The organism is Kytococcus sedentarius (assembly GCF_041937525.1).
Lineage (GTDB): Bacteria > Actinomycetota > Actinomycetes > Actinomycetales > Dermatophilaceae > Kytococcus > Kytococcus sedentarius_A.
Map to the genome: position 1 here is coordinate 2,384,071 of NZ_CP169391.1, position 24,280 is coordinate 2,408,350.

The 24,280-nt window shown below is 72.7% G+C and carries 24 protein-coding genes and 1 riboswitch; of the genes, 14 read left to right on the top strand and 10 right to left on the bottom strand.

The window, feature by feature from the left end; genetic code table 11:
- Nucleotides 1-2: 2 nt before the first annotated feature.
- Nucleotides 3-245 (top strand): hypothetical protein, encoded by a 243-nt coding sequence (locus ACEY2A_RS11200; RefSeq protein WP_374928658.1) that lies wholly within the window; start codon nt 3-5, stop codon nt 243-245.
- An 85-nt stretch (nt 246-330) separates the two neighbouring features.
- The gene (locus ACEY2A_RS11205; RefSeq protein ID WP_374928659.1) at nt 331-510 is read left to right on the top strand and encodes a hypothetical protein; all 180 of its coding nucleotides are present in this window, start codon (nt 331-333) and stop codon (nt 508-510) included.
- A 39-nt stretch (nt 511-549) separates the two neighbouring features.
- Here the strand turns inward: ACEY2A_RS11205 and ACEY2A_RS11210 are convergent, their stop codons facing one another.
- Nucleotides 550-1,467 (bottom strand): NAD(P)H-hydrate dehydratase, encoded by a 918-nt coding sequence (locus ACEY2A_RS11210; RefSeq protein WP_374928660.1) that lies wholly within the window; start codon nt 1,465-1,467, stop codon nt 550-552.
- Nucleotides 1,460-2,242, bottom strand: coding sequence for a histidine phosphatase family protein (locus ACEY2A_RS11215; protein ID WP_374928661.1), 783 nt, complete (start codon nt 2,240-2,242; stop codon nt 1,460-1,462). The genes ACEY2A_RS11210 and ACEY2A_RS11215 overlap by 8 nt, the downstream gene beginning before the upstream one ends.
- An 84-nt stretch (nt 2,243-2,326) precedes the next feature.
- On the opposite strand from ACEY2A_RS11215, the gene ACEY2A_RS11220 reads away from it, so the two are divergent.
- Both ACEY2A_RS11220 and ACEY2A_RS11225 read left to right on the top strand, forming a co-directional pair.
- Nucleotides 2,327-2,722 carry a hypothetical protein gene (locus tag ACEY2A_RS11220; RefSeq protein WP_374928662.1) on the top strand — a complete coding sequence of 132 codons (396 nt, stop codon included), beginning with the start codon at nt 2,327-2,329 and terminating at the stop codon, nt 2,720-2,722.
- A 46-nt stretch (nt 2,723-2,768) separates the two neighbouring features.
- Nucleotides 2,769-3,968 carry a M20 family metallopeptidase gene (locus tag ACEY2A_RS11225; RefSeq protein WP_374928663.1) on the top strand — a complete coding sequence of 400 codons (1,200 nt, stop codon included), beginning with the start codon at nt 2,769-2,771 and terminating at the stop codon, nt 3,966-3,968.
- 3 nt (nt 3,969-3,971) lie between these two features.
- Here the strand turns inward: ACEY2A_RS11225 and ACEY2A_RS11230 are convergent, their stop codons facing one another.
- Entirely contained in the window at nt 3,972-5,045 is a 1,074-nt protein-coding gene (locus ACEY2A_RS11230; protein WP_374928664.1) for a peptidoglycan-binding protein, read from the bottom strand.
- 184 nt (nt 5,046-5,229) lie between these two features.
- On the opposite strand from ACEY2A_RS11230, the gene ACEY2A_RS11235 reads away from it, so the two are divergent.
- From ACEY2A_RS11235 to ACEY2A_RS11245, 3 genes are all read left to right on the top strand, one after another.
- Nucleotides 5,230-6,636 (top strand): sensor histidine kinase, encoded by a 1,407-nt coding sequence (locus ACEY2A_RS11235; protein ID WP_374928665.1) that lies wholly within the window; start codon nt 5,230-5,232, stop codon nt 6,634-6,636.
- On the top strand, nt 6,633-7,361 hold the full coding sequence (locus tag ACEY2A_RS11240) for a response regulator (protein ID WP_374928666.1): 729 nt from the start codon (nt 6,633-6,635) through the stop codon (nt 7,359-7,361). Before ACEY2A_RS11235 ends, ACEY2A_RS11240 begins: the two co-directional genes overlap by 4 nt.
- Nucleotides 7,362-7,501: 140 nt before the next feature.
- A complete protein-coding gene (locus ACEY2A_RS11245) occupies nt 7,502-7,723 on the top strand; it encodes a hypothetical protein (protein WP_374928667.1) in 222 nt (73 codons plus the stop codon).
- A 199-nt stretch (nt 7,724-7,922) separates the two neighbouring features.
- Here the strand turns inward: ACEY2A_RS11245 and ACEY2A_RS11250 are convergent, their stop codons facing one another.
- The 5 genes from ACEY2A_RS11250 to ACEY2A_RS11270 all read right to left on the bottom strand — a co-directional run bounded on the left by ACEY2A_RS11250 (nt 7,923) and on the right by ACEY2A_RS11270 (nt 12,852).
- On the bottom strand, nt 7,923-9,521 hold the full coding sequence (locus ACEY2A_RS11250; protein WP_374928668.1) for a dihydrolipoamide acetyltransferase family protein: 1,599 nt from the start codon (nt 9,519-9,521) through the stop codon (nt 7,923-7,925).
- Entirely contained in the window at nt 9,518-10,570 is a 1,053-nt protein-coding gene (locus ACEY2A_RS11255) for an alpha-ketoacid dehydrogenase subunit beta (protein ID WP_374928669.1), read from the bottom strand. Before ACEY2A_RS11255 ends, ACEY2A_RS11250 begins: the two co-directional genes overlap by 4 nt.
- On the bottom strand, nt 10,567-11,709 hold the full coding sequence (gene pdhA, locus ACEY2A_RS11260; protein ID WP_374928670.1) for a pyruvate dehydrogenase (acetyl-transferring) E1 component subunit alpha: 1,143 nt from the start codon (nt 11,707-11,709) through the stop codon (nt 10,567-10,569). Before pdhA ends, ACEY2A_RS11255 begins: the two co-directional genes overlap by 4 nt.
- 76 nt (nt 11,710-11,785) lie before the next feature.
- Nucleotides 11,786-12,511, bottom strand: coding sequence for a hypothetical protein (locus ACEY2A_RS11265; RefSeq protein ID WP_374928671.1), 726 nt, complete (start codon nt 12,509-12,511; stop codon nt 11,786-11,788).
- Entirely contained in the window at nt 12,508-12,852 is a 345-nt protein-coding gene (locus ACEY2A_RS11270; protein ID WP_374928672.1) for a PadR family transcriptional regulator, read from the bottom strand. Before ACEY2A_RS11270 ends, ACEY2A_RS11265 begins: the two co-directional genes overlap by 4 nt.
- 131 nt (nt 12,853-12,983) lie before the next feature.
- Here ACEY2A_RS11270 and ACEY2A_RS11275 point away from each other — a divergent pair, with 131 nt between their 5' ends.
- The gene (locus ACEY2A_RS11275) at nt 12,984-13,856 is read left to right on the top strand and encodes an alpha/beta hydrolase (RefSeq protein WP_374928673.1); all 873 of its coding nucleotides are present in this window, start codon (nt 12,984-12,986) and stop codon (nt 13,854-13,856) included.
- Between the two features lie 74 nt (nt 13,857-13,930).
- Here ACEY2A_RS11275 and ACEY2A_RS11280 read toward each other — a convergent pair whose 3' ends face one another.
- A complete protein-coding gene (locus ACEY2A_RS11280; protein ID WP_374928674.1) occupies nt 13,931-14,293 on the bottom strand; it encodes a DUF4235 domain-containing protein in 363 nt (120 codons plus the stop codon).
- Between the two features lie 185 nt (nt 14,294-14,478).
- Nucleotides 14,479-14,584, top strand: a riboswitch (TPP riboswitch).
- 3 nt (nt 14,585-14,587) lie between these two features.
- Between ACEY2A_RS11280 and ACEY2A_RS11285 the strand changes: the two genes are divergently transcribed.
- The 4 genes from ACEY2A_RS11285 to ACEY2A_RS11300 are packed head-to-tail and all read left to right on the top strand — an operon-like array spanning nt 14,588 to nt 19,056.
- Complete coding sequence (locus ACEY2A_RS11285) at nt 14,588-15,799, top strand: thiamine ABC transporter substrate binding subunit (protein WP_374928675.1); 1,212 nt, start codon at nt 14,588-14,590, stop codon at nt 15,797-15,799.
- Between the two features lie 40 nt (nt 15,800-15,839).
- Nucleotides 15,840-17,495 (top strand): ABC transporter permease, encoded by a 1,656-nt coding sequence (locus tag ACEY2A_RS11290; protein ID WP_374928676.1) that lies wholly within the window; start codon nt 15,840-15,842, stop codon nt 17,493-17,495.
- Entirely contained in the window at nt 17,492-18,325 is an 834-nt protein-coding gene (locus ACEY2A_RS11295; RefSeq protein WP_374928677.1) for an ABC transporter ATP-binding protein, read from the top strand. Before ACEY2A_RS11290 ends, ACEY2A_RS11295 begins: the two co-directional genes overlap by 4 nt.
- A gap of 11 nt (nt 18,326-18,336) precedes the next feature.
- Nucleotides 18,337-19,056: a GAF and ANTAR domain-containing protein gene (locus ACEY2A_RS11300; protein WP_374928678.1), complete on the top strand. Its 720-nt coding sequence runs from the start codon at nt 18,337-18,339 to the stop codon at nt 19,054-19,056.
- An 8-nt stretch (nt 19,057-19,064) separates the two neighbouring features.
- Here the strand turns inward: ACEY2A_RS11300 and ACEY2A_RS11305 are convergent, their stop codons facing one another.
- Nucleotides 19,065-20,528 carry a basic amino acid/polyamine antiporter gene (locus tag ACEY2A_RS11305; RefSeq protein WP_374928679.1) on the bottom strand — a complete coding sequence of 488 codons (1,464 nt, stop codon included), beginning with the start codon at nt 20,526-20,528 and terminating at the stop codon, nt 19,065-19,067.
- Nucleotides 20,529-20,697: 169 nt separating this feature from the next.
- On the opposite strand from ACEY2A_RS11305, the gene ACEY2A_RS11310 reads away from it, so the two are divergent.
- Nucleotides 20,698-21,348, top strand: coding sequence for a TetR/AcrR family transcriptional regulator (locus ACEY2A_RS11310; RefSeq protein WP_374928680.1), 651 nt, complete (start codon nt 20,698-20,700; stop codon nt 21,346-21,348).
- Nucleotides 21,348-24,218: an MMPL family transporter gene (locus tag ACEY2A_RS11315; protein WP_374928681.1), complete on the top strand. Its 2,871-nt coding sequence runs from the start codon at nt 21,348-21,350 to the stop codon at nt 24,216-24,218. The genes ACEY2A_RS11310 and ACEY2A_RS11315 overlap by 1 nt, the downstream gene beginning before the upstream one ends.
- Nucleotides 24,219-24,280: the final 62 nt, after the last annotated feature.

The following is a 24,280-nucleotide window of genomic DNA, read 5'->3' on the forward strand; positions in this document are numbered from 1 at the left end:
GCGTGGCTGCGTCGCAGTCGATCTGGAGGTTGCCGTGGAGGCCGGTGACCGGTGACTGGATCAAGCTGATGTGGGAGTTCCAGTGGGGCACGGTGGGGGACAACCCCATCACCGAGTTCATCAGCCTGCTGCTGTTCATCCCGCTTGTGGTCCTGGTGGTGCTCTGGTTGCTGGAGATGGCGGTGGAGCTGGTGCTGTGGCCGTTCTTCGTGGCGGGGCGCGCCATCGCCCGCGGGGTTGGCTGAGCCGGGAGGTGTGAGCGTGGCTGGTTCGAGAAGGTCCCTCTGGCGGCTGCCGTGGAAGCCGTTGACGGGCACGTTGCTGATGGCCATGACCGAGTTGGGGGGTACGTGGAACCTGGGTGACGACCCCATCTCGGGGGTCATCATGCTGCTGCTGCTGATCCCCTTCCTCATCGTGCTGGCGCTCTGGTTGGTGGAGATGGCGGTGGAGCTGGTGCTGTGGCCGTTCTTCGTGGCGGGGCGCGCCATCGCCCGTGGCGCGGGCTGAGGGGCGCGCCGGCCCCGCACGCTCACCCGCCCACGACGCTCAGTCGCCGCGGAGGGTCCGCAGCACCAGCGGCAGCTCGCTGGGCAGCTCGCCGGCCAGGTAGCCCACCCGGCCGAAGCGCATGGCCAGGTTGTCGCCGGCCGCGGAGTGCACGTACTTGGCCCACACCAGCGCCTGCACCAGCCCGGCCCCACGGCTGAGCAGCCCCAGCGCCGCGCCCGCCACCACGTCACCGCTGCCCGAGGTGCCCAGCCCGGTGTCCCCGGTGGTCACCTGCCAGACCCTGCCGTCGGCGGCCACCCAGTCCGCACAGCCCACCACCGCGTCGTAGCGCGCTGCTGCCTCCAGGGCCGCCTCCGCCAGCTCGTCGTCACCGATCTCCTCCCGGCCGAGGATGTGGGCCAGCTCGCCCGGGTTGGGCGTCGCCACGAGCCGGCCGCGCAGCGTGTCCACCACGGCCCGGTCCACGTCCGGCAGGATCGTCAGCCCGAAGGCATCCAGCACCACCGGTGTCCCGTCGGCCACCGTGGGCACCACCTCCGTGAGCAACCGTGCCGTGCCTTCGGGGTCGTCCAGGCCCGGGCCCACGAGCACCCCATCGGCCCTTCCGGTCTCCTTCTCCAGGGCGGCACCGGCCCCCTCGCCGGTCACGGACCCCGACGAGGACTCCGCCAGACCCGTCACCCCCGACTCCGGCACGGCGACCGCCAGGTGGGGAGCCACCGTCCGCGCCACACCCAGGTGCAGCTTGCCCGCACCCATCCGCAGCGCAGACACCCCGGCCAGCAGCACCGCGCCCGGAGTGGCACGCGCGCCGCCGACGACCACCGCCTGGCCGCGGTTGTACTTCGACCCCGAGGGGTCGGGCAGGGGCCACTCCCGCAGCATGTGCGGTGTGACCAGCCGGGGATCGGTGGCCGTGCCGCCCGTGGCAGCGTCCGGAATCTGCTCAGGCATGGTCGCCCCGCTCTCGCTCGGTGTCGTCGCTGCCGCCCCCGACCTCGTCGGACGCCCCGGGTTGGTCGGTCACCTCGACCCCCTCGTCCCGCAGGTGGTCGTCCAGGTTGTAGTCCGTCACCACCCACCCCGTGGGCGCGTCCGCATCGCGACGGATGCGGCAGATGGCGGCGTTCTTCAAGCCGTTCGTCCGGGAGCGCTCCAGCACGCCGTCCTCATCGAGCCCCTCGGCCACGTAGCAGAACAGCAGGTTCACCACGTCGTGCGCCGTCACCAGGGCGATGTCGTGCGCGTCCACCGCGGCGAGGTCCGCCATCACGGCCCGTACCCGCCCTGCCACGTCGGCCCACGACTCACCCCCGGGGGGCCGGTAGTAGAACTTGCCGATCCAGTCGCGGCGCTCGGCCTCCTGGGGGTACTCCTTGGTGATGCCCGCCCGGGTGAGCATGTCGGTGATGCCCATGTCCCGGTCGCGCAGCCGCTCGTCGATGCGGAAGTCCAGCTCCACGCTCGCCTCCCGCAGGGCGATCTCACCGGTCTGGCGCGCCCGGCGGTAGGGGCTCGTCCACACGATGCCGGGACGCTCCTGCTCGGGCAGCTCCGACAGCCACCGGCCCACCGCCGCGGCCTGCTCACGCCCCGTCTCGGACAGCTCCACATCGGGGTCACGGGCCGGCACGTCGATGCGCTCCAGACCCTCCCGCTGGGCGAGCTCGGCGGCGATGTTGCCCTCGGACTGGCCGTGGCGGACGAGGATGATCTGTTTCAGCGCCATGCAGCCACCCTAGGGGCGCAGGGGGTGGACCGCCCGGGGACGGCCCGCTGATGCCCGCCGCCGGCGACCACCTACCCTGCCTGCATGACCACCGCCGCGTCCGCCCTCATCCTGCTGGCCATCCTGGCCCTGATCATCCAGGTGGTGCTGTTCGCCGTGCGGCACAACGGCACCGAGCGGGCCCTGATCATCGGGTCGCTGGGCACCTGGCCGCTGCTGGTCATCTGGCTCGAGGCCGCCCTGGTCATGCTGATCATCCGCAGCTTCTCCGGCGACCGCAGCCTGTGGGACCTCGCCACCGACGGCGGCGCCTGGGTGAGCGCCATCGGCATCGGCTTCGCCCTCGCAGCCGGAGCGCTGGTGGCGGTGCGCTGGTGGCGCACCATCAGCGACGGCGAGCCCACCTGGAACGTGCCCGGCTCCAGCCTGCTCGCCATCATCGCCGCCGCCGTCGTGGGCCTGTCGACGCTGCCGCTCTGACCCGGCACCCCCGATGCGGTGACCCACCGCACGTATCCTGCGCACCATGGCTGCCCTTCCTCTCGCGGACCTCGCCGCACTGCGCGAGGCCTGGCTCTCCAACCTGACCGCCGAGCTCGCGGTCGCCCGCACCGTGCGCGAGGAGGTCCACGCCGACCCCCGCCTCTCCGGCGACGAGGAGCCCACCGCCGACCTCGTGGCCGACGCCCTGGAGATCCCGATGCAGCGCATCGCGGAGACGGGCCGCATCGGCCGCATCGGCCCCCAGACCGGACCGGCCGTCATGCTCCGCGCGGAGATGGACGCACTCCCCATCGAGGAGCAGACCGGCGCCCCCTTCGCCTCCACGAACGGCGCCATGCACGCCTGCGGCCACGACGTGCACATGGCCGCCCTGGTGGCCGTCGTCCGCGCCGCCCGCGGGCTCGACCTGCCGGCGGGCCTGGTGCCGCTGCTGCAGCCGCGCGAGGAATCCGCCCCCCACGGCGGATTCGATGTGGTGAGCAGCGGCCTGCTCGACGACCACCAGGTGGGGGTCTCGGTGGGCGCGCACGTGCACGCCGACGTGCTGCTGGGCAGCGTCGCCACCGGCGGCGGGGTGGTGAACGCCGCCGCGGACAGCTTCCGCCTGACCTTCTCCGGCGCCGGCGGCCACGGCGCCTACCCCCACCACGGCAACGACGTGATGGCTGCGACCGCCACCACCGCCCTGGGCCTGCAGGACGTGGTGCGCAAGACCATCGACCCGATGCACCCGGTCACCCTCACGGTGGGCCACCTCTCCGCCGGCCCACCCGCCGACAACGTGCTGCCCGGCAACGGGGTGATCCTGGGCACCCTGCGCACCGTGAACGCCGAGGACCGGCAGCGCATGCAGGACGCCATCCGGCTGCACGCCACCCGCATCGCGGAGGCCTTCGGGGTCACCTGCGAGGTGGTCCACACCCGCGGCATGCCCGTGCTGGCCAACGACGAGGCCCTGGTGGGCTTCACCGACCGGTGGCTGCTGGAGTCCGGCGTGCGCCCCGCCGAGCCGATGCGCTCCATGGGCGCCGACGACTTCTCGTTCTACACCGACCGCATGCCCGGGCTCATGGCCTTCGTGGGCGTGCGGCCCCATGACGTCTCCGAGGCGGTGGGCCTGCACGACGCACGATTCCTGCCGCCGCCGGAGGTCATCGGCACCATGGCGCGCACCCTCATCGCGGGGTACCTCGGCGGTGTGCAGGTGCTGGCTGCCGGCTGAGCCTCAGGCGAAGACGCGGCTCACCGTGCCCAGCCGCCGGTAGCCGTTGAGCGTGCTCCCGTCGCGGCGGACCCGCACGGAGTACAGCGAGTCCACGACGTATCCGTCACCCAGGTAGATGGACACGTGCTGGATGGCCCCGGCGGCGTTGGTGTACCAGGTGAGGTCTCCCCGGCGCCGGTTCCGCAGCGGCACCCGGCGCAGGCGCGAGTGCCGGTACAGCTGCTGGGTGGTGCGGAATCCCGGGCTCTGGTGGTCGAGGACGTCCAGGGGAGAGGGCTGCACCCCGGCCGCGTACATCGACTGCAGCACCAGGCCGGAGCAGTCGTAGCCGTACTTGTACGGGCCGGCCCCGCCCCAGGTGTAGTCCGCACCCCGCTGCTGGCGGGCGAAGGCGATCATCGCCTCGATGCGGGCGGCCACCGAGGCCTGCAGGCCCACCCGGGGCTGCTGCTGCCACCCGTCCAGCCGGTAGCCGGAGGTGTTGAACCCGAAGGCCCTCCAGGTGGCCGGCCCCACCACGCCATCGGCCGCCAGGCCTCGCCGGCGCTGGAAGGCCCGCACCGCGCTGACGGCGGCCGGTGTCATGCGGTGGCTCAGCTCGCCCTGGTTCACCCCCAGCGCGCGCAGCACCAGCTTCACCCGGGTGCCGGCCCAGCCGGGGCGCAGGGGGTTGCCACCACGCACCGGGGTGATGCGGGAGACCGGCTGCAGGAGGTCCGGCGCGTTCCCGCCCTCGTCGGGATAGATCTCGTCCAGCAACGCGTCGAGGCGCTGCTTGGTGGCGGCGCCGGCGATGCCGTCGACGTGCAGGCGCTGCCGCGACTGGAAGGCCCTCACCGCGCGGGTGGTCTGGGTGCCGTACACGCCATCGAGGGTGATCTTCGGCGTCACGTCGCCCACCTTGTTGACGGCCCACTGCAGCCGTTGCACGTAGGCGCCCCGATCGCCCGGGCGCAGGGTGGTGGGCCCCAGGCGCGAGATGTCCCAGGCGTGGGCAGGGGCCAGCAGGCCCGTGCTCCCCACCCCCAGGGCCGCGACCCCCGTCAGGAGCGATCGTCGTCCGATGGTGCCCATGTCTCCCCCGTGTGCGTGACGTCCCCTGCAGGATAGGGGATCCGCCTGACCCCGCCCGGGGCCCGGCCCTCCTCGTGAGCCTCCTGTGACCCCTCCCGGGGGTGCCGCGCGCCTCCCGCTGGCTCCCCGACCCCGACCGCGGGCGGATGCCCCCGGCCGCCGGGCGAACCTACCCTCGGGCGTGATGGCTGAATCGACCCGTGCCCGCGCGGAGGACCTGGAGCTCCTCAGGTGGGCCTACACGCTCACGGACGCTGCGCGTCGTCACCCGCTGATGGGGGACGCGGTGCTGGCGATCGTCATCGTCACCCTGTTCACCCTCGCCACCGCGTGGACGCTGCCGTGGTGGGCGCTGCTCTGGTCGGCCGCGTACGTGCTGGCCTACGTGCTGCGCACCGCGAGCCTTCCGCTCATGCTGGGGGCCCTGACGGTGCTGGGTGTGGCCCAGGTGATCTTCACCGACATCGTGGTGGCCGGGAACTTCCTGATTCCGCTGGCCGTCTACCAGGCTGCGGCCAACGGGCGGCGCCGGACGCGGTTCGCCGCGCTGGGGCTGTTGCTGGCCGCCTCGCTGCTGGCCGCCATCGACTTCGCCCCCACCGTCGCGGCGGCGGCAGCCATGGTCTTCATCTACAGCACCGGCCTGCTGGTGCCCTGGGTGCTCGGAGACCTCGTGCGCCACCGGCGTGGCGTGCTGGCCCGTGAGAGCGCCCAGAAGACCGCACTGGCCCGGGACCGCGAGCAACGCGCGCAGATCGCCGTGCGCTCGGAGCGTGCCGCCATCGCGCGCGAGATGCACGACATCATCGCCCACTCCCTGTCGGTGGTCATCGTGCAGGCCGATGGGGGGCGCTACGCCGCGCAGGCGGGCACCACCGCCGCCGGCCACGGGCTGGAGGGGGAGGACCTGCAGCGCGCCCAGGAGGGTGCGCTGAAGGGGGCCCAGGAGGCCCTGGAGCAGATCGCCACCACCGCCCGCGAGGCGCTGGGGGAGACCCGCCGCCTGGTGGGCGTCCTGCGGGACCCGGGCAAGGGTGCCGAGTACACCCCCGGGCAGGGGCTGGGCGACCTGCCGGCCCTGCTCTCGCGCCTGGAGGACTCCCACCTGCCGGTGCAGGCCATCCTCGACCCCGGCCTGGCCGAGGCGATGGGGCTGTCCCACGAGGAGGGCGTGCCGCAGGTGCAGGTGAACCCCAGCCTCTCCGCCGCGGCGTACCGCGTGGTGCAGGAGGCCACCACCAACGTCATCAAGCACGCCGGCCCCATCACGGTGCTGCGCATCCGGGTGCGCGTGGAGGGCGGGCACCTGACGGTGAGCGTCGCCGACGACGGCGCCGGCCCCACCACCCGCCAGGCCGCCGGGGGACACGGCATCCTCGGCATGCACGAGCGCGTGGCCGCCCTGGACGGCGAGCTGCTCACCGGCATGCGCAGCGGTGGCGGGTTCCTGGTGCGGGCACGGTTCCCGCTGGCGGCGGGTGACCCACGGCGACGACGCAGCAGGCAGACTGAGCCCACGACCCCCGGGCCGCCCCCGCCGCGCGGACCCGGCGGCCCCGCAGCCACCCACCAACCGTTGGAGATCCCATGACCTCTCGCATCTTCCTGGTCGACGACCAGTCGCTCGTGCGCGCCGGCTTCCGCATGGTGCTGGACGCCCAGCCCGACATGAGCGTGGTGGGGGAGGCCCCCGACGGACAGTCGGCCGTGGACCAGCTCAAGACCATCGCCGCCGACGTGGTGCTCATGGACATCCGCATGCCCCGCCTGGACGGCATCGAGGCCACCCGCGTGCTGCTGGGCCGCGACAAGCACCCGGGCGGGGCCGAGCCGAAGGTGGTCGTGCTGACCACCTTCGACATGGACGAGTACGCCTACGCCGCCCTGGAGGCCGGTGCGTCGGGTTTCCTGCTCAAGGACGCCGGGCCGGAGGAGCTGCTGGCCGCCATCCGCGCCGTGGCCTCCGGCGACGCCGTGGTCGCGCCGTCCACCACCAAGCGCCTGTTGGAGCGCTTCGTGCCCACCCTGACCCCGGAGGTCGCGGACGTCGCCAGCCCGGCCGAGCAGCAGGAGTACCTGCGTGAGGTGCTCACCGAGCGTGAGTACGAGGTGTTCGAGGCCGTGGCCGCGGGCCTGAGCAACACCGAGATCGCCAAGGAGCTGTTCGTGGCCGAGGCCACCATCAAGACGCACATCGGGCGCCTGCTGTTCAAGCTGGGCTGCCGCGACCGGGTGCAGCTGGTCATCACCGCCTACGAGGCCGGCATCGCCGGTGCCGCCGGCGGGCAGCGCCCCAGCGGCGCCTCCCGCGCCTGAGGCGCGTCACCCCATCGGGCAGCGGGCGGTCCCAGCAGGGGCCGCCCGTTCGCGTGAGGTCCGCACCGGTGCGCGCAGGTACCGTGGGCGTCCGAGGCCGCGACGCGGTCCGACCACACCCCCGAACGAGAGTGACCCCCATGCAGTCCGTCATGTCCTGGATCGTCAGCATCGTCCTGGCAGTGCTCGTCTTCACCGGCCTGCGCTTCGCCCTCATCGAGTGGTTCAACATGGACCCGGACATCGCCCGCTGGGTGTCCCTGGTGCTGGGTCTGATCATCCTCATCCCCGGCCGCCAGGCGCTGCGCAACGCGTTCGGTGGCCGTGGTGGTGACGACCGGGCCCGCCGCGAGGTGCGCTGAGCGGAGCCACCGTCCGGTGCCCGCCGTCCTCATCCCACGGGTGGAGTGACAGGCCGATGGCAGCCGGACCGCCCTGCCGAAGGCGGACGAACGCGACGGTTCGCGCCGCCTAACCTGATGCAGGAGTGAGGGAACGACAAGGGCCTTCCGCGCGCTGTGAGGGGTTGCGTGGAAGGCCCTTGTCATGCCCGGGAGGCGGTCACAGCTCGCTGAGCAGCACCGCCGGGTTCTCCACACAGTCCGCGACGAAGCGCAGGAAGCCGCCGGCCGTCCCGCCGTCGCAGACGCGGTGGTCGAAGGTGAAACCCAGCTGGGTGACCTTGCGGACCTTCACCTTCCCGCCGACGGCCCACGGGCGGTCGATGATGCGGCCGACGCCCAGCATCGCGGCCTCGGGGTGGTTGATGATCGGCGTGGAGCCGTCCACCCCGAACACGCCGTAGTTGTTCAGCGTGAACGTGCCGCCGGTGAGCTGCGCCGGCGTGAGGCGCCCCTCACGGGCGAGGCCGGTGAGCTCGCGCAGGGCCGCGGCGAGCTCGGTGGTGGACATGTCCTGCGCGTCGTGGACCACCGGCACCACCAGCCCGCGCGGCGACTGGGCGGCGAATCCCAGGTTGATGCGCGCGTGGCGCTGGATGGCCACCGCGGTGCCGTCCTGCATCTCGATGCTGGCGTTCAGCGCCGGGTGGCGGTGCAGCCCGGCCACGACGATGCGGGCCATCAGCGGCAGGACGCCGATCCCCGCCTCGGGGCGGGCGGCCTTCACCGCGTCCTTGGTGCGGAGCAGCTGCGTGGCGTCGGCATCCACCCAGGTGGTGGCGTCGGGGATCTCGGTGCGTGAGGTGGTGAGGCGCTCGGACATCATGCGCATCAGCCCGGTGAGCGGGATGCGCTCGTCGGACAGCTGCCCCGCGACCGCGCCACCGGCCCCGCCGGCCCCTCCAGCAATTCGGGCACCTGATGTGCCCGTCTGGGCGGATTCCGCGGCGTGTCGCGACGACTCGGGAGCGTCAGGTGACGACATTGCCGCAGGGGTGGACGACGAGGTGGGCGACGCGATGGCCGCGTCGACGTCCGCGCGGCGGATCACCCCATCGGCCTGCGATGGGGTGAGCGTCGCCAGGTCGACCCCGTGCTCGCTCGCCAGCCGCCGCACCAGGGGGGAGATCACCTTCGGCGCGACCCCTCCGGCAATTCGGGCACCTGATGTGCCCGTCCCGGCGGATTCCCCGGCGTGTCGCGACGACTCGGGAGCATCAGGTGACGACATTGATGAGGGGGAGGGGGTGGCGGGGGGCGCTGAGGCGGCAGACGGGGCCGCACCGCGGGGGGCGCGCCGGCGGCGGGAACCACCACCGTGCCCGGTCCCGAAGCCGATCAGCACCGCACCGGACCCCTCGTCCGTGGTCTCTCCACCGTCCTGCGGCACCTCGGCACCCGCCCGCTCCTCGCGGCGGTACTGCTCGTGCCCCGCGCGGGGGTCCGATGCGGAGTGCCCCGGGTCCGCGGTGCCCGCGCCCTCGGACGCCCCGGCACCACCGGCCCCAGCACCCGCGCCACCCACGGAGATCAACGGCCGGCCGACCTCCATCACGTCCCCCACCCGGCCGTGCAGCGCGGAGACGACGCCCGCGAACGGGATCGGCACCTCCACGGTGGCCTTGGCGGTCTCCACGGTCACCACGTTCTGGTCGATGGCCACCTCGTCGCCCTCGGCCACGAGCCACTCGACCACCTCGGCCTCGGTGAGCCCCTCACCCAGGTCCGGCAGCATGAACACCTGCTCGCCCGCGCTCATCGGGCACCTCCCGTGGTCGATGCGGGGGAGCCGGCCCCGCCGGTCGCGGCGCCCGTCGCGTGGGTCAGGTCGGGCTCGTCGTCCCACTGCAGTCGCTCGATGGCGTCGAGCACCCGGTCCACGCTGGGCAGCTGGGTGTGCTCGAGCTTCGGCGGGGGGAAGGGGATGTCGAAGCCGGTGACGCGCAGTACCGGGGCCGCGAGCGAGTGGAAGCAGCGCTCCTGCACCCGGGCGGCCACCTCGGCGGCCACCCCGGCGAAGCCCTGCGCCTCGGAGACGACCACGCAGCGGCCGGTGCGGCGCACGGACTCGACCACCCCCGCATCGTCGAAGGGGACGATGGTGCGCAGGTCCACGACCTCCACGTCGTAGCCCAGCTCGGCGGCGGCCTCGGCGGCCTGCAGACAGGTCTTGAGCTGCGGGCCGTAGGTCACCAGCGTGACGTCGTTGCCGGAGCGGCGGACCGCGGAGGTCCCGAACGCCTCGCGCTGGACCGGCAGCTCCACCTCCTCCTTGGCCCAGTAGGAGACCTTGGGCTCCATGAAGACCACCGGGTCGTCATCGGAGATCGCCTCGCGCAGCAGCGAGTACGCGTCCGCAGGGGTGGCCGGGGCCACGACCTTCAGGCCGGGCGTGTGGGCGTAGTAGCCCTCGGAGGAGTCGCAGTGGTGCTCCACGCCGCCAATCCCGCCGGCGTAGGGCACGCGGATCACCATCGGCAGGGAGACCGACCCGCGGGTGCGGTTGCGCATCTTGGCGACGTGGCTGACGACCTGCTCGAAGGCCGGGTAGCCGAACGCGTCGAACTGCATCTCCACCACGGGGCGGAAGCCCTCCATGGCCAGGCCGATGGCGAAGCCCATGATGCCGGCCTCGGCCAGCGGGGTGTCGAAGCAGCGGTCCTCGCCGAAGTCGCGGGTGAGCCCGTCGGTGATGCGGAAGACGCCGCCCAGGGTGCCGACGTCCTCGCCGAACACCAGCACCTTCTCGTCGGCGGTCATCGCGTCGCGCAGGGCCTGGTTGAGCGCCTGGGCCATGGTCACGGTCATCGGGTGGCCTCCTGGGCAGTCGTGGCGGCGGCGGCATCGGCTGCATCGGCGCGCGCGGCGGCCAGCTCGGCCTCCACCTGGGCGCGCTGCTCGGTGAGCTGGGCGGTGGGGGTGGCGAAGACGTGCGCGAACAGGTCCAGCGGGTCGTGCTCCACGTCGGCGTTCATGCGGGCGCGCAGCTCGGCGGCCATCTCCTCGGCCTCGGCGGCGATCTCCTCGATGCGGGCCTCGTCCAGGGCGCCGGTGGCCACCAGGTACTGCTCCAGGCGCACGATCGGGTCCTTGGCCAGCCATCCGTCCACCTCGTCGGACTCGCGGTAGCGGGTCGCGTCGTCGGCGTTGGTGTGCGCTTCCAGGCGGTAGGTGTGCAGCTCGATGAGGGTGGGCCCCCCGCCGCTGCGGGCGCGGGCCAGGGCGCTGTCCATCACTGCGGCCACGGCGGCGGCGTCGTTGCCGTCCACCTGCTCCGAGGGGATGCCGTAGCCGATGCCCTTGTAGGCCAGCGAGGGCGCCTTGGTCTGCTTGGAGAGCGGTACGGAGATGGCGTACGTGTTGTTCTGCACCACGAACACCACCGGTGCGTTGAACACGGCGGCGAAGTTCAGCCCCTCGTGGAAGTCCCCCTCGGAGGTGGCGCCGTCGCCGATGAAGGCGAGCACTGCCGCATCGGACCCGTTGCGGGCGGCGCCCGCCCCGGCGCCGGCGGCGTGGATGAGCTGGGTGGCCAGCGGGGTGCACTGCGGGGCGGTGCGGGTGGCGGCCACGTCGTAGCCGGCGTGCCAGTCGCCCTTGAGCAGCGTGAGCACCTCCACCGGGTCGATGCCGCGGGTCACCAGCGCCATCGAGTCGCGGTAGGTGGGGAAGAACCAGTCGTCCTCGCGCAGCGCCTGGACGGTGGCCACCTGGCACGCGTCCTGGCCGTAGCTGCTGGGGTAGACCGCGAGACGCCCCTGCTTGGTGAGGGCCGTGGCCTGCTTGTCGAAGCGGCGCCCCAGCACCATGCCGCGGTGGAGGGCCAGGAGCCGCTCGGGCTCGGGAAGCGTGTACCCCCGGGGGTGGTCCGATGCGGTGAGCTCACCACCGGGGCCGATGAACTGCACCGGCTCTGCGCTCGGCAGCAGGTCCTGCGGGCTGGGCATGGGTCCTCCATGACGACGTGACGTGGGCCACCGGTCAGTATGGCCCACGTCACGTCTGCTGCCGAACGGTCGGGGATCAGCCCCAGATCCAGGCGACGGCGCCCAGGCCCGCCGTGGCCAGCACGAACACCCACGGCCCCAGGCCGCTCGCCAGGCCGAGGGGGTCTGCCTTGTCGGAGCGGTCGGTGCCCGTGAGGGGGTCGGTGACCGGGTCGGCGGGCTGGGTGCGCTGCCGATAGGCGGTGACCACCGAGGCGGCGAGGAAGCCGATGCCCACGACCAGGGCGGCGACGGCGGACACACTCAGGGCCGTGGCGTCCCACAGGGTGGGGAGCAGGCCCAGTGCGAGCACGAGCGTGCCCAGCGCGACGGCGCCGAGCACCGGGTGGCGCAGCAGGGGGCCGATGGCGCGGGCCACCACCACCAGCACGAGGGTGAGCAGGACCAGCATGGCCAGGCGGCCCCAGCTGAGCTCCAGGGCGTGGCCGTCACGCAGGCCGGGCACCGCGTCTGTGGCCAGCGTCAGGCCGATGAGTCCGGTGACCACCGGCGCAAGGGTGCGGGCCCAGGCGGCCGGGGTGTGGTCCGTGAACTGGCTCGGTGCGAACTCCAGCGAGGCCGCGTACTCGCGGGGGTAGCCGAAGGCCTCCGGCGCGGTCTCCCCCGACTCGGCGAGGTGCGACTCCACCGAGGTGACGGCGTCCCCGATGGCGTCGCCGCGGACGTTGCGCAGGCGCAGCTCGACGATCAGCTCGTCGAGCCAGTCCCGGGTGGTGCGGTCAGTGGGTGCGGGCGTGTTCATGATGCGGTCCCTCTCGGGTCGATGAAGTGGGTGGTGGTCTCGGCGAAGGCCCGCCACTGGGCGGCCTCGTGCACGAGGTGGTCGTGGCCGGCATCGGTCAGGGCGAAGTACTTGCGCCCCGGCCCGCCCTGGCCGGCGCGCCACTCGATGGTCACGTGACCGGCTGCCTCCAGGCGGCTCAGGAGCGGGTAGAGGGTGCCGCCCTTGACGGCGCCCAGCCCCTGTTCCTCGAGGGTCGCCGCGATGGCGTAGCCGTACGTGGGCCCCTCGGCGAGCACGCGCAGGACGGCCAGGGAGAGCACGCCTCGCATCCACTCGCTGGGCCATGGTTGGTTGGTCATGGCTAGACAGTACGCCTGACTAGTCTGTCTGTCTAGTCAGGCTGTCTGCCCAGTGGTCCCGGGGCGCCCGGGTGCGCGACGGTCCGAGGGCGGCGCGCGTCCGCGCACGGCTCCGCACCTACCCTGTGCGCATGCCACGCCGCACCTCGCTCATCGCCCTGGCCGGCGCCGCTGCGACCGGGCTGGCGCTGGGCGCGCTCGCCGGCGCCCGGCAGATCAGCGGCCCACAGCGCCCGCCGCTGGACTACGCGTTCACCCCCTTCGAGGTGCAGGTCCCCGCACAGGACGTGGCCCTCACCGCCTCGGACGGCACCCGGCTGGCCGGATGGTGGCTGGACCACCCCGCATCGGAGCGGGTGGCGGTGGTCTGCCACGGCCACCGGGGGAGCAAGGCGGACATGCTCGGCATCGGCCCCGGGCTGTGGCGCGAGGGTTGGTCGGTGCTGCTCTTCGACTTCCGCGGCAACGGCGAGTCCGCCGACGGGCCGCAGTCCCTGGCCCACTACGAGCAGCGCGACCTGGAGGCCGCACTCGACCACGTGGCCGCGCGACGCCCCGACGCGCAGATCGATCTCGTCGGGTTCTCGATGGGGGCAGCGGTCGCCCTCCAGGTGGCCGCCCGGGACCCCCGGGTGCGACGGGTGGTGGCCGACTCGTCCTTCGCCGACATGCACGGCGTGGTGGCCGCGGCGGCCCGCGGGCTGCGCCTGCCGCCGGTGCCGATGGTGCAGCTCGTCGACCGCGCGACCCGCCTGCGCTACGGCTACCGGTTCGCCGAGGTGCAGCCGGTGGAGGTGGTGGCCGACATCGCCCCCCGGCCCCTGTTGCTGCTCCACGGCGACCAGGACAGCGTGATCCCGGTGGAGCACGCCCACCGGCTGGCTGCCTCCGCGGGGGAGGGCTCGGAACTGCGCATCGTCGAGGGCGTGGACCACTGCGGCGCCTACTTCGCCGACCGGCCCGGGTACATCGCGCGGGTGGCCGCCTTCCTGCGCGGGACCTGAGGCTCCTGACGCGCGGCGCCCCGCCCACCGCATCGGGTGGACGGGGCGCCGTGCTGTGCCGGGGCGGGGAGGTCTCAGCGCTTCTTGGCCTTCTTGGCCGCCTTCTTCTCGGCCTCGGCCTGCAGCTTGGCCTGGGCCTTCTCCGCAGACTGCTGGTCGGTGAGGCCCAGGCGCTTGGTCAGCTCCGGGGGCAGCTTGCCCTGCTGCTTCATGTACACGTGCGACGCCTGGCGGTTGGCCAGCATCTTGGCCACGCCCACCACGGCGCCGGACAGCAGCGCGAAGGCGGCGGCCTCCTTGATACCCACCTCCGGGTCGTCCGGGTTCTGGGCCGAGCGGCCGGTGGTCAGCTTCCACGTGCCGTCCGACACCTTGCTGGCCACGACACTGGCCACGATCGGCAGCACGGTCGCGAGCGCCTTGTACGCGAGGTTCATGCAACTACTCCTTCGCCTGCTGGCCGCCTGCGCGAGTGTTCACGCGGCGTGCGGTTGGTCAACTCGCTCAGAAGTCTGTCACGAGACCCGGGGGTCTGCCCCGTGGACTCCGCGCCGGACCCGGCCACCCCACGCCGCGACGCCCCACCGCCGGCGCCCCCACCCGACCGACCGGGTATGTTCGGGGGCCACGACAGGGGAGCGCCAACGAGGCGTTGAGAGTGCGGAGTGACCGCAGACCCTTGGAACCTGGCCGGGACCGCCGGCGGAGGAAGTCGATCGAGGGAGAAGCCCATGCGCCGTGCAGCGCAGACCACCCGGCCGCAGACCACCCGGCCGCTGGCCATCACCGTCGCCGTCACCGCAAGCCTCGCCCTGGGCGGGTGCTCCCTGGGCGGTGGCGCGCAGCAGGACGAGAGCGGGGGCTCCTCCGAGGAGACCGCCGACGGGGGCGAGACCACCGGTGGGGGTGGGGGCTCCGCCGACGCCTCGGGTTCGGGTGCGCCCAGCCAGTCCAGCGGCAGCGCAGATGACAAGGACCTCTCGGGCCGCACCGTCAGCCTCGTCACGCACGACTCGTTCAACCCGCCGGAGGGTGCGCTGGAGGCCTTCACCGAGCGCACCGGCATCGAGGTGAAGGTCCTGAAGTCCGGCGATGCGGGGAGCCTCACCAACAAGCTGGTGCTCACCGCTGACAACCCCCTGGGTGACGCCGTCTTCGGCATCGACAACACCTTCGGTGGGCGCGCGCTCGACGAGGGGGTCGTGGCCGAGCACGGCCTCGACCTCCCCGAGGGGGTGGCCGACCACGCCATGGAGGCCGATGGGGGAGCGCGCCTGGCGCCGGTCGACGCCGGCGACGTGTGCGTGAACATCGACGACACCTGGTTCGAGAAGGAGGGCATCAACCCGCCGACCTCCCTGGACGACCTCACGAAGCCCGAGTACAAGGGTCTGTTCGTGACGCCGGGCGCCTCCACCTCCAGCCCCGGCCTGGCCTTCCTGCTGGCCACCATCGGCGAGAAGGGCGAGGACGGCTGGGAGCAGTACTGGAAGGACCTGGTGGCCAACGACGTGAAGGTCACCGCCGGGTGGGAGGACGCCTACACCGTGGACTTCACCGCCGGCGGTGGCAACGGCGACCGGCCCATCGTGCTGAGCTACGCATCCTCCCCGCCGTTCACCGTGCCCGAGGGTGGCGACGAGCCCACCACCTCGGCGCTGCTGGACACCTGCTTCCGCCAGGTGGAGTACGCCGGGGTGCTCGAGGGCGCCAAGGAGCCGGAGGCCGCCGCCAAGGTGGTGGAGTTCCTGCTGGGTGAGGAGTTCCAGACCGGTCTGCCGGACGCCATGTACGTCTACCCGGTGCGCCAGGACGTGGAGCTGCCGGAGGCCTGGGAGCAGTGGGCGCCGCCGGCCGAGGAGCCCATCGAGGTGGACGCGGCCCGCATCCAGGAGAACCGCGAGGACTGGCTGCTGCGCTGGAGCGAGGCCGCGGGTCAGTGAGCCGCGTGGGCCGGCCGCTCCCCCTCATCGGGGACGTCTCGTGAGGCAGCGCGGCGGTGCCTGGGTGCCGCTGGCCTGGGCGCTGGTGCCGCTGGTCTTCTTCGCCCTCTTCTTCGCCTGGCCGGTTGGCTCGATGGTGGGGCGCGGCCTCTTCCCCGGTGGCTCGCCCGACCTCTCGGCCCTGCCCGAGGTCCTGGGACGCGGCCGCACCCTGCGCGTGCTGGGCTTCACGGTCGGCATGGCCCTGGCCGGCACGGCCGTGACCCTCCTGCTGGGGGTGCCCACCGCCTTCGTGCTCTACCGGCTGACCTTCCCGATGCGGGGACTCGCCCGTTCGTGGGTGGTGATGCCCTTCGTACTGCCCACCGTGGTGGTGGGTGTGATGTTCCGCAGCCTCCTGGCGCCCGGTGGGCCGCTGGGCTTCCTGGGCTGGGACGGCACCCCGTGGGCCATCGGTGCGGCCTTCGTCTTCTTCAACCTGGCCGTGGTGGTGCGCACCGTCGGGGGAGTGTGGGCCGGCCTGGACCGACGACCCGAGGAGGCCGCGGCGTCCCTGGGGGCCGCCCCCTGGCAGGTGCTGCGCGACATCACCCTCCCGCGCCTGCTGCCCGCCATCACCAGTGCCGGGGTGGTGGTCTTCCTGTTCTGCAGCACCGCCTTCGGGGTGGTGCTCACGCTCGGAGGGCTGCGGCACCGCACCATCGAGACCGAGATCTACCTGCTGACCACCCAGTACCTGGACCTGCGGGCCGCGGCGGTGCTCTCGGTGCTGCAGGTGCTGGTGGTGGGGGTGCTGGTCTGGGTGGCCGGCCGGCTGCGGGGGCGGGCGCGCGCGACCGGGGCGCCGGCGCGTCCACGGCGGGTGCGGCGCGGGGACGCGCCGGCCGTCGTGGTGGCGGTGGGGGTGCTGGCGTTCATCACCGCCCCGGTGGTGGCGCTGGTGGTGCGCTCGCTGCAGGTGCCCGGGGTGGACGGTCCCCGCTGGTCGCTGCGCAACTACCGGGCCCTGGGGTCCCCGGAGGCGGCGGCCGACGTGGCCCTGCAGGTGACGGTCGTGGAGGCCCTGGAGCAGTCCTGGCGCACGGCGGTGGACGCCACCGTGGTGGCCCTGGTGCTGGGGCTGCTGATCGCCATCGCCCTGACCCGTCCCGGCCGCACGGCCGGTGCCGAGCGCTCCGTGCGCGTGCTGGACCTGCTGTTCATGCTGCCGTTGGGGGTCTCGGCCGTGACGGTGGGCTTCGGCTTCCTCATCGCCCTGGACTCCCCGCCATTGGACCTGCGCGGCTCGCCGCTGCTGGTGCCGCTGGCGCAGGCGCTGGTGGCCACCCCGCTGGTGGTGCGCACCCTGGTGCCGGTGCTCGGCGGGGTGGACGACCGGCAGCGACAGGCCGCCGCCTCCCTGGGAGCGCCCCCGTGGCGACAGTTCCTCACCATCGACGCCCGGCTGGCCGCGCGGCCGGCGGCTGCGGCCGCAGGTTTCGCGCTGGCCGTCTCGCTGGGCGAGTTCGGCGCCACGAGCTTCCTGGCGCGCCCCGAGACCCCCACCGTGCCGGTGGTCATCGCCGAGCTCATCGGCCGCCCGGGCGCCGAGAGCTTTGGCATGGCCCTGGCCGCGAGCGCCCTGCTCGCCGCGGTGACCGTGGCCGTCATGGCCGTGGTCGACCGCCTGGCACCCACGACCGGAGGCAGCTGGTGACCCCACACCCCGAGAACGCGACAACCCCGTCCGGCGCCACGGCCGCGCCTGGTGGCACGACCGCCGGTTCCGCCGCCGGTTCCGCCGGCGCTGACCCGGGCGCCGCCGGCCTGGAGGTGCACGGCGCCACGGTCGACTTCCCGGTGCGCCGCGGCACCCTGCGCGCCCTCGATGCGGTGGACCTGGTGGTCCCGGCCGGCACCCTCACCGCGGTGCTCGGCCCCTCGGGCTGCGGCAAGAGCACCCTGCTGCGGGCGGTGGCCGGGCTGGAGACGCTCACCGCGGGTCGGGTCCGCTTCGGTGACCGTGACGTCACCGACGTGCCACCCCATCGGCGCGGCTTCGCCCTGGTCTTCCAGGACGGGCAGCTCTTCGACCACCTGACCGTGGAGCAGAACGTGGCCTACGCCCTGCGTCTGCGTGGCGTCGCGCGGGCCCGCCGCCGGCAGCGGACTGCCGAGCTGCTGGAGATGGTGGGGCTGCCCGGCATCGGACGACGCGACCCGCGCACCCTCTCCGGCGGGCAGCGGCAGCGCATCGCGCTGGCCCGGGGGCTGGCCGCCGAGCCACACCTGCTGCTGCTGGACGAGCCGCTCAGCGCGCTGGACCGCGACCTGCGGACCCAGCTGGGCGCCGACCTGCGTCGCATCATCGACGAGACCCGCACCACCGCCATGCTCGTGACCCACGACCACGAGGAGGCCCGCCTGGCCGATGCGGTGGCGCGCATGGCGAGTGGCCGCATCGAACAGGTGGGTCCCCCGGGTGAGGTGCTCGGCGGGTCGGGGGCCGAGATCCGTTGGGGTGGCGCGGAAGGCGGAGAGGGGTGACCATGGTCGGCATGCCCCACAGCGACAGTGACGACCTGGCGGTGCGCCTGGCCCGCAGCGCCTCCGCCTTCGCGACGCCGGACACCCTCGAGGGCGTCGCCCAGGCGATCTGCGAGGAGGCCCGCGGGTACGTCCCCGACGCCGATGCGGCCTCCGTCTCGCTCCTGCTGACCGGTGGGCGCATCGAGACCGTCGCGGCCACCTCCCCGGAGTGCCTCCAGGTGGACCGCTACCAGGAGGAGCACCGCGAGGGGCCGTGCGCCTCCGCCGTGCGTGAGGCAGAGGTGACCCACCTGCAGGACACCGCGACCGACCGAGAGTGGCCCCGGTTCAGCGCGTGGGCCGCCGAGCACGGGGTGGGCTCCATGATGGCCATCCAGCTGCAGACCTTCGAGGCCGACGAGACGCACCCCCAGCTGGGGCGGGCCGGCATCGGGGCCCTGAACTTCTTCTCACCCACGGCGCACGCCTTCGACGAGGACGCGGAGCGTGTGGCGGGCCTGCTGGCCGTCCACGCCTCGCTGGCGCTCGGCGCCACCCAGCTGCGGGACCAGCTGACCGCGGCAGTGGACAGCCGCGACCTCATCGGACAGGCCAAGGGCATCCTGATGAGCCGGTTGGGGATCGACGACGAGGCGGCCTTCGGGGTGCTGCGCGACCGCTCGCGGAACACGAACGTGCGCCTGGTGGAGGTGGCCCGGTCCGTCGTGGAGGGGCCCACCACCACCTGAGCGGCGGGTCAGAGGCTCAGCGAGCCGTTCGCGAAGCCGACCACGGCAGCCACGAACCCTGCGGCCATGACGGCCCAGACGAGCCACTCCCACGGCTTCATGGCGTGCTCGCCGCGCTCCCGCTGTGCCCACAGGTAGACCAGGATGCCCGGGGCGTAGAACAGGGCGGTCATCAGCAGGTAGCCCAGCCCGCCGGCGTAGATCAGCCACAGGCCGTAGACGGTGGCCACCAGCGTCAGCACGATGCTGCCGATGCCGGCCTTGCCCAGCGAGCGGTTGCGCACGGCCAGCACGACGCCGTAGCCGGCGCTCAGCAGGTAGGGCAGCAGGATCATGGAGCCGGCCATGAGGATGATGTCGTAGTAGCTCGAGCCCGCGAATGCGGCGTAGACGAGGGCCAGCTGCAGCACGATGCTGGTGAGCAGCACCGACCAGGTGGGGGTGCCGTGCCGGTTCTCGGTGGCCAGAACCTTCGGCATCGAGCCGTCGCGGGCAGTGACCGACAGGATCTCCGCGCACAGCAGCATCCAGGCCAGCAGCGCGCCGGCGACCGAGACGATCATGCCCACGCTGATGAGGACCGCGCCCCACGGCCCGACGGCCTCGCGCAGCACCCCGGCCATGGACGGGTCCTGGAGCTCGGCCAGCTCGGCCTGGCTCATGATGCCGGCACTCAGCAGGTTGACCGACACCAGCAGGGCCAGCACGCCGACGAAGCCGATGACGGTGGCCCGCCCGATGGAGGCGCGGTCCTTCGCGCGCTCGGAGTAGACCGTCGCGCCCTCGATGCCGAGGAACACCCAGACGGTCACCAGCATCATGCCGCGGACCTGCTCCATGACGGGGGCGCCGGTGGTCTGGCGGCCCCAGAAGTCGGCGGTGAACACGCCGTACTCGAAGGCGATGGCGGTGAGCACCACGAAGGCGACGATCGGCACCATCTTGGCCAGCGTGACGATCAGGTTGAGGCTCGCGGCCTCACGGACGCCGCGCATCAGCATCCACGTGTACGCCCAGAGCAGCACGCTGGCGCAGACGATGGAGACCCACGTGGTGCCCTCGCCGAAGATCGGGAACCACAGGCCGAGGGTGGAGAAGATGACCACCAGATAGCTCAGGTTGCCCAGCCAGGCGCTGATCCAGTAGCCCCACGCGGAGGAGAAGCCGAGGAAGCGGCCGAACCCGTCGCGGGCGTAGCCGTAGACGCCGCCGTCGGGGTTGGGGGCGAGGCGCGCCAGCAGCGTGAAGGTCAGCGCGAGGGCGAGCATGCCGACGCCGGTGATCCCCCAGCCGATGAGGAGCGGGCCCGGCGCAGCGGCCTGGGCCATGTTCATGGGGAGGGCGAAGATGCCTGCTCCCACCATGGAACCCACCACCAGGGCGGTGAGCTGGGGGACGCCGAGGAGGTGCTTGCGGCCGTGCCCGTCGTGGGGGGCGGGGCGGTCGGTCGTCTCGGCAAGGGTGTTCGACATGGGGACATTGTGCACGGGCCCACATGTGCTCCCAGGTGCCGTCGGCGTGCCGGGTGCGGTGGCACCGAACCGTGCGACGGGTCCGGGGGGGGGGGGGGTGACCGAGGTCACTATTCCTGCACACCGCGCAAACTTGCACGCTGTGCAGGATTAGCTCTACGCTGGGGGCATGTCACTGCGTGAGGCCCACAAGGACCGCACCCGGGCCTCCCTCGTGGACGCTGCGTTCGGGGTGCTGGAGGAACGCGGCATCGAGCAGCTCACCGCGGAGTCCGTGGCCGAGCGAGCCGGTGTCTCCCGCCGAACCCTGTTCAACTACTTCGGCACGGTTGAGGAGACGCTCCTCGTGCCGGCCCACGCCAGCATGGACACGCTTGTCGCGGAGATCGAGCGCTCCGAGGCGTCCGTCCCCCCGCTCGACGTGCTGCGCCGGGCCCTGCCGACCGTCTTCGACGCCACGGTGTTCGACCGCATCGCCAGCATCCGGCGGGCAGCGGTCCACAGTCCGGCCCTGCGGCGGGCGGAGACGGCGATCGTCACCGACTCCGTGGGGGGCGCCCTCGCGCTCCTGGAAGCGCGTTCCCGCAGGGTCGGGGTGGAGCCCGACCGGCTCTTCCTGGCGGGACTGGCCCGCAGCGGCCTGGGCGCCATCGAGACCGCCGCCGAGGCGTGGATGGAGCGCACCGGCGGGGCGGCCGACGAGGAGTCGCGCCGCACCTTCATCGAGATCGCGCAGCGCGCCCTGGACGACCTGCGCTCCGGGTACGGCAGTGCAGACACACCTGATTCCCCTGACACCACGACGGAAGGACGGCCCTGATGGCCGAACGTCTTTATGCCCTCGGCCACTGGGCCTCGCGCCACGTGTGGCCGGTCATCATCGCCTGGTTGTTGGTGGTGGCCTCACTCGGAGGCGCCGCCGCCACCTTCTCCAAGCCGCTGAGCACCGAGTTCACCATCCCCGGCACAGAGTTCCAGGAGGTCATGGACCAGCTCAAGGAGGGCGTGCCCGATGCGGCAGGCGGCGTGGGCACGGTCGTCTTCGAGAGCGAGTCCGGGGAGTTCACCGCCGACCAGCGGACCGCGATCAACGAGGTCGTCAAGGACTTTGCCACGGCTGAGGGCGTGACCGCCGCGGAGAGCCCGTTCGCGCTGCAGAAGGAGATCGACGACGCGCCGAAGGAGCTGGAGCAGGCGCGCGAGGAACTCGAGTCGGGGCGCACCCAGCTGGAGAACGGCCGCGAGGAGCTCGAGTCCGGCAAGAAGGAGCTCGCGCAGGGGCGAGAGCAGCTTGAGCAGGCCCAGAAGGAGCTCGACGCCGGCAAGCAGGAGCTGCAGTCCGGTCGGACCGAGCTGAAGCAGCAGCGCGAGCAGGTGGAGCAGTTGCGGGCCCAGCTGGGCCCCGACCACCCCCGGGTGCAGCAGGCCGAGGCCGGGTTGCAGCGTGGCCAGCAGCAGCTGGAGCAGGCCGAGGCCGAGCTCGAGGCCGGGACCAAGCGCCTGTCGAGCGAGCGGGAGAAGCTCGAGGCCGGTGAGCAGGAGATCGCCACCAACGAGAAGAAGCTCGCGGACTCCCAGAAGGAGTTGACCTCCGGCGAGGCCGATCTGGAGCGCGGCCAGGCCCAGCAGGAGCTGACCGACGGCATGCGCTTCGTCGCCGAGGGCGGGGGCGTTGCCTACACGCAGATCCGCTTCGCCGACGAGATGCACAACGTCGCGATCGAGGACCGCGAGGCCGTCATGGCCAAGGCCGAGGGGCTGTCGGACCAGGGCATCACGACCACCTTCTCCGAGGAGATGTCGCAGGACACGAGCTCGATCATGGGCCCGGGCGAGATCATCGGCGTGGTGGTGGCCGCCATCGTGCTGCTGGTGATGCTTCGCTCGTTGACCGCTGCGGGGTTGCCGCTGGTGAACGCGCTGCTGGGCGTCGCGGTCGGTGTCGCCGGGGCGCTGTCCCTCACCCCCTTCATCTCCATGCAGGACATCACCCCGGTGCTTGCCATCATGCTCGGCCTGGCGGTCGGCATCGACTACACGCTGTTCATCGTCCACCGCCACCGGACCCAGATGGTGACGGGCATGGACAAGCACGAGTCCATCGGTCTGGCGATCGGCACGGCGGGCAACGCCGTCGGCGTCGCCGGCGCCACGGTGTTCATCGCCCTGGCGGCGCTGACGCTGACCGGCATCCCCTTCCTGGGGACGATGGGTCTGGTGGCCGCGGCCACCGTGCTCATCGCGGTGCTCGTGGCCTGGACCCTCTCGCCGGCGCTGCTGTCGCTCCTGGGTGACCGCGTGCTGGGCAAGGGCGGCCGGGCGAAGCGGGCCCGTGCGCTGGAGCAGGGGGGCACGCAGGGGCGTGCGCTGGCGAACGAGCGGGAGCAGGAGCTCCGGGCCGGCAGCCGTCCGCGGGGCGGGGCCACGTCCTTCTTCAACCCGCCGGCCACCGCGCAGCACGCCGGGACCTCCTCCGAACCGGGGGACGGCACCTCCGTGCAGCACGAGGCCGCCGACGAGGACCACCCGTTCTGGGCCCGGCTGGTCACCCGCGTCCCGTGGCTCACCGTGCTGGCCGTCGTCCTGGGCTTGGGTGCCCTCGCCTGGCCGTTGACGGACATGCGTCTGGGCATGCCCGACGGCTCCACCGCACCTGCGGACTCTCAGGGCTACCAGACCTTCGACACCATCCGCACCCACTTCGGTGAGGGAGTCAACGGGCCGCTGGTGGCGATGGCCGAGGCGCCCGAGGGGCTCTCGGAGGGCGAGGCGGCCGACCGGCAGATCGCCATCGCGCAGGAGCTGCACGCCACCGAGGGCGTGGAGTACGTGGTGCCTGCGGGCATGAGCGAGGACCGCTCCATGCTCGCCTTCCAGATCACCCCGAGCACCGCCCCGGGTGACGAGGCGACCATCGACCTGGTGCACCGCCTGCGGGACCTGGCTCCCGGCATCAAGTCGGCACAGGACGTCGAGCTCGGCTTCACCGGCCTGACGGTGGCCAACATCGACATCTCCGAGGCGCTGGCCAGCACGCTGCCGCTGTACCTCGCGGTGGTCGTGGGGCTCTCCCTGCTGCTGCTGGTGCTGGTCTTCCGCAGCATCGTGGTGCCGCTGGTGGCCACGGCCGGCTTCCTGCTGAGCGTCGGTGCGTCCTTCGGTGCCGTGGTCGCCGTGTACCAGTGGGGTTGGCTCGGGTCGCTGTTCGGCGTGAACGAGCCGGGCGCCATCCTCAGCTTCCTGCCCACCCTGGTGATCGGCGTGCTCTTCGGTCTGGCCATGGACTACCAGATGTTCCTGGTCAGTGGCATGCGCGAGGCCTGGGCGCACGGCGCGTCCGCCCGCAAGGCGGTGCAGCGCGGCTTCGGTTCCGGTGCCTCCGTGGTGACGGCCGCGGCGCTGATCATGGTCTCGGTCTTCGCGGGCTTCATCCACGCGGAGCTGACGATGATCCGCCCGGTCGGCCTGGCCTTGGCGCTCGGTGTGCTGGTGGACGCGTTCGTGGTGCGCATGACCTTCACCCCCGCGGTGCTCCACCTACTCGGTGAGAAGGCTTGGTGGATCCCGCGCTGGCTGGACCGGATCCTGCCGGACCTGGACGTCGAGGGTGCCAAGCTTCAGAAGGCCCACGGGGTCGACGCCGAGGGCCACCACACCCCGGCCGAGCCGGCCCCGGCGACGGCGCGGTGAGGGTGGCGCGCGTGGGCTGGTGAGGGTCTGCCCCATCGGCCGGTGACAATTCACCCACCGGT

Coding starts and splice junctions, on each gene's coding strand:
- ACEY2A_RS11205 (WP_374928659.1), top strand. CDS start 331: ATGACCGAGTTGGGGGGTACGTGGAACCTGGGTGACGACCCCATCTCG.
- ACEY2A_RS11210 (WP_374928660.1), bottom strand. CDS start 1,467: ATGCCTGAGCAGATTCCGGACGCTGCCACGGGCGGCACGGCCACCGAT.
- ACEY2A_RS11215 (WP_374928661.1), bottom strand. CDS start 2,242: ATGGCGCTGAAACAGATCATCCTCGTCCGCCACGGCCAGTCCGAGGGC.
- ACEY2A_RS11220 (WP_374928662.1), top strand. CDS start 2,327: ATGACCACCGCCGCGTCCGCCCTCATCCTGCTGGCCATCCTGGCCCTG.
- ACEY2A_RS11225 (WP_374928663.1), top strand. CDS start 2,769: ATGGCTGCCCTTCCTCTCGCGGACCTCGCCGCACTGCGCGAGGCCTGG.
- ACEY2A_RS11230 (WP_374928664.1), bottom strand. CDS start 5,045: ATGGGCACCATCGGACGACGATCGCTCCTGACGGGGGTCGCGGCCCTG.
- ACEY2A_RS11235 (WP_374928665.1), top strand. CDS start 5,230: ATGGCTGAATCGACCCGTGCCCGCGCGGAGGACCTGGAGCTCCTCAGG.
- ACEY2A_RS11240 (WP_374928666.1), top strand. CDS start 6,633: ATGACCTCTCGCATCTTCCTGGTCGACGACCAGTCGCTCGTGCGCGCC.
- ACEY2A_RS11245 (WP_374928667.1), top strand. CDS start 7,502: ATGCAGTCCGTCATGTCCTGGATCGTCAGCATCGTCCTGGCAGTGCTC.
- ACEY2A_RS11250 (WP_374928668.1), bottom strand. CDS start 9,521: ATGAGCGCGGGCGAGCAGGTGTTCATGCTGCCGGACCTGGGTGAGGGG.
- ACEY2A_RS11255 (WP_374928669.1), bottom strand. CDS start 10,570: ATGACCGTGACCATGGCCCAGGCGCTCAACCAGGCCCTGCGCGACGCG.
- pdhA (WP_374928670.1), bottom strand. CDS start 11,709: ATGCCCAGCCCGCAGGACCTGCTGCCGAGCGCAGAGCCGGTGCAGTTC.
- ACEY2A_RS11265 (WP_374928671.1), bottom strand. CDS start 12,511: ATGAACACGCCCGCACCCACTGACCGCACCACCCGGGACTGGCTCGAC.
- ACEY2A_RS11270 (WP_374928672.1), bottom strand. CDS start 12,852: ATGACCAACCAACCATGGCCCAGCGAGTGGATGCGAGGCGTGCTCTCC.
- ACEY2A_RS11275 (WP_374928673.1), top strand. CDS start 12,984: ATGCCACGCCGCACCTCGCTCATCGCCCTGGCCGGCGCCGCTGCGACC.
- ACEY2A_RS11280 (WP_374928674.1), bottom strand. CDS start 14,293: ATGAACCTCGCGTACAAGGCGCTCGCGACCGTGCTGCCGATCGTGGCC.
- ACEY2A_RS11285 (WP_374928675.1), top strand. CDS start 14,588: ATGCGCCGTGCAGCGCAGACCACCCGGCCGCAGACCACCCGGCCGCTG.
- ACEY2A_RS11300 (WP_374928678.1), top strand. CDS start 18,337: ATGCCCCACAGCGACAGTGACGACCTGGCGGTGCGCCTGGCCCGCAGC.
- ACEY2A_RS11305 (WP_374928679.1), bottom strand. CDS start 20,528: ATGTCGAACACCCTTGCCGAGACGACCGACCGCCCCGCCCCCCACGAC.
- ACEY2A_RS11310 (WP_374928680.1), top strand. CDS start 20,698: ATGTCACTGCGTGAGGCCCACAAGGACCGCACCCGGGCCTCCCTCGTG.
- ACEY2A_RS11315 (WP_374928681.1), top strand. CDS start 21,348: ATGGCCGAACGTCTTTATGCCCTCGGCCACTGGGCCTCGCGCCACGTG.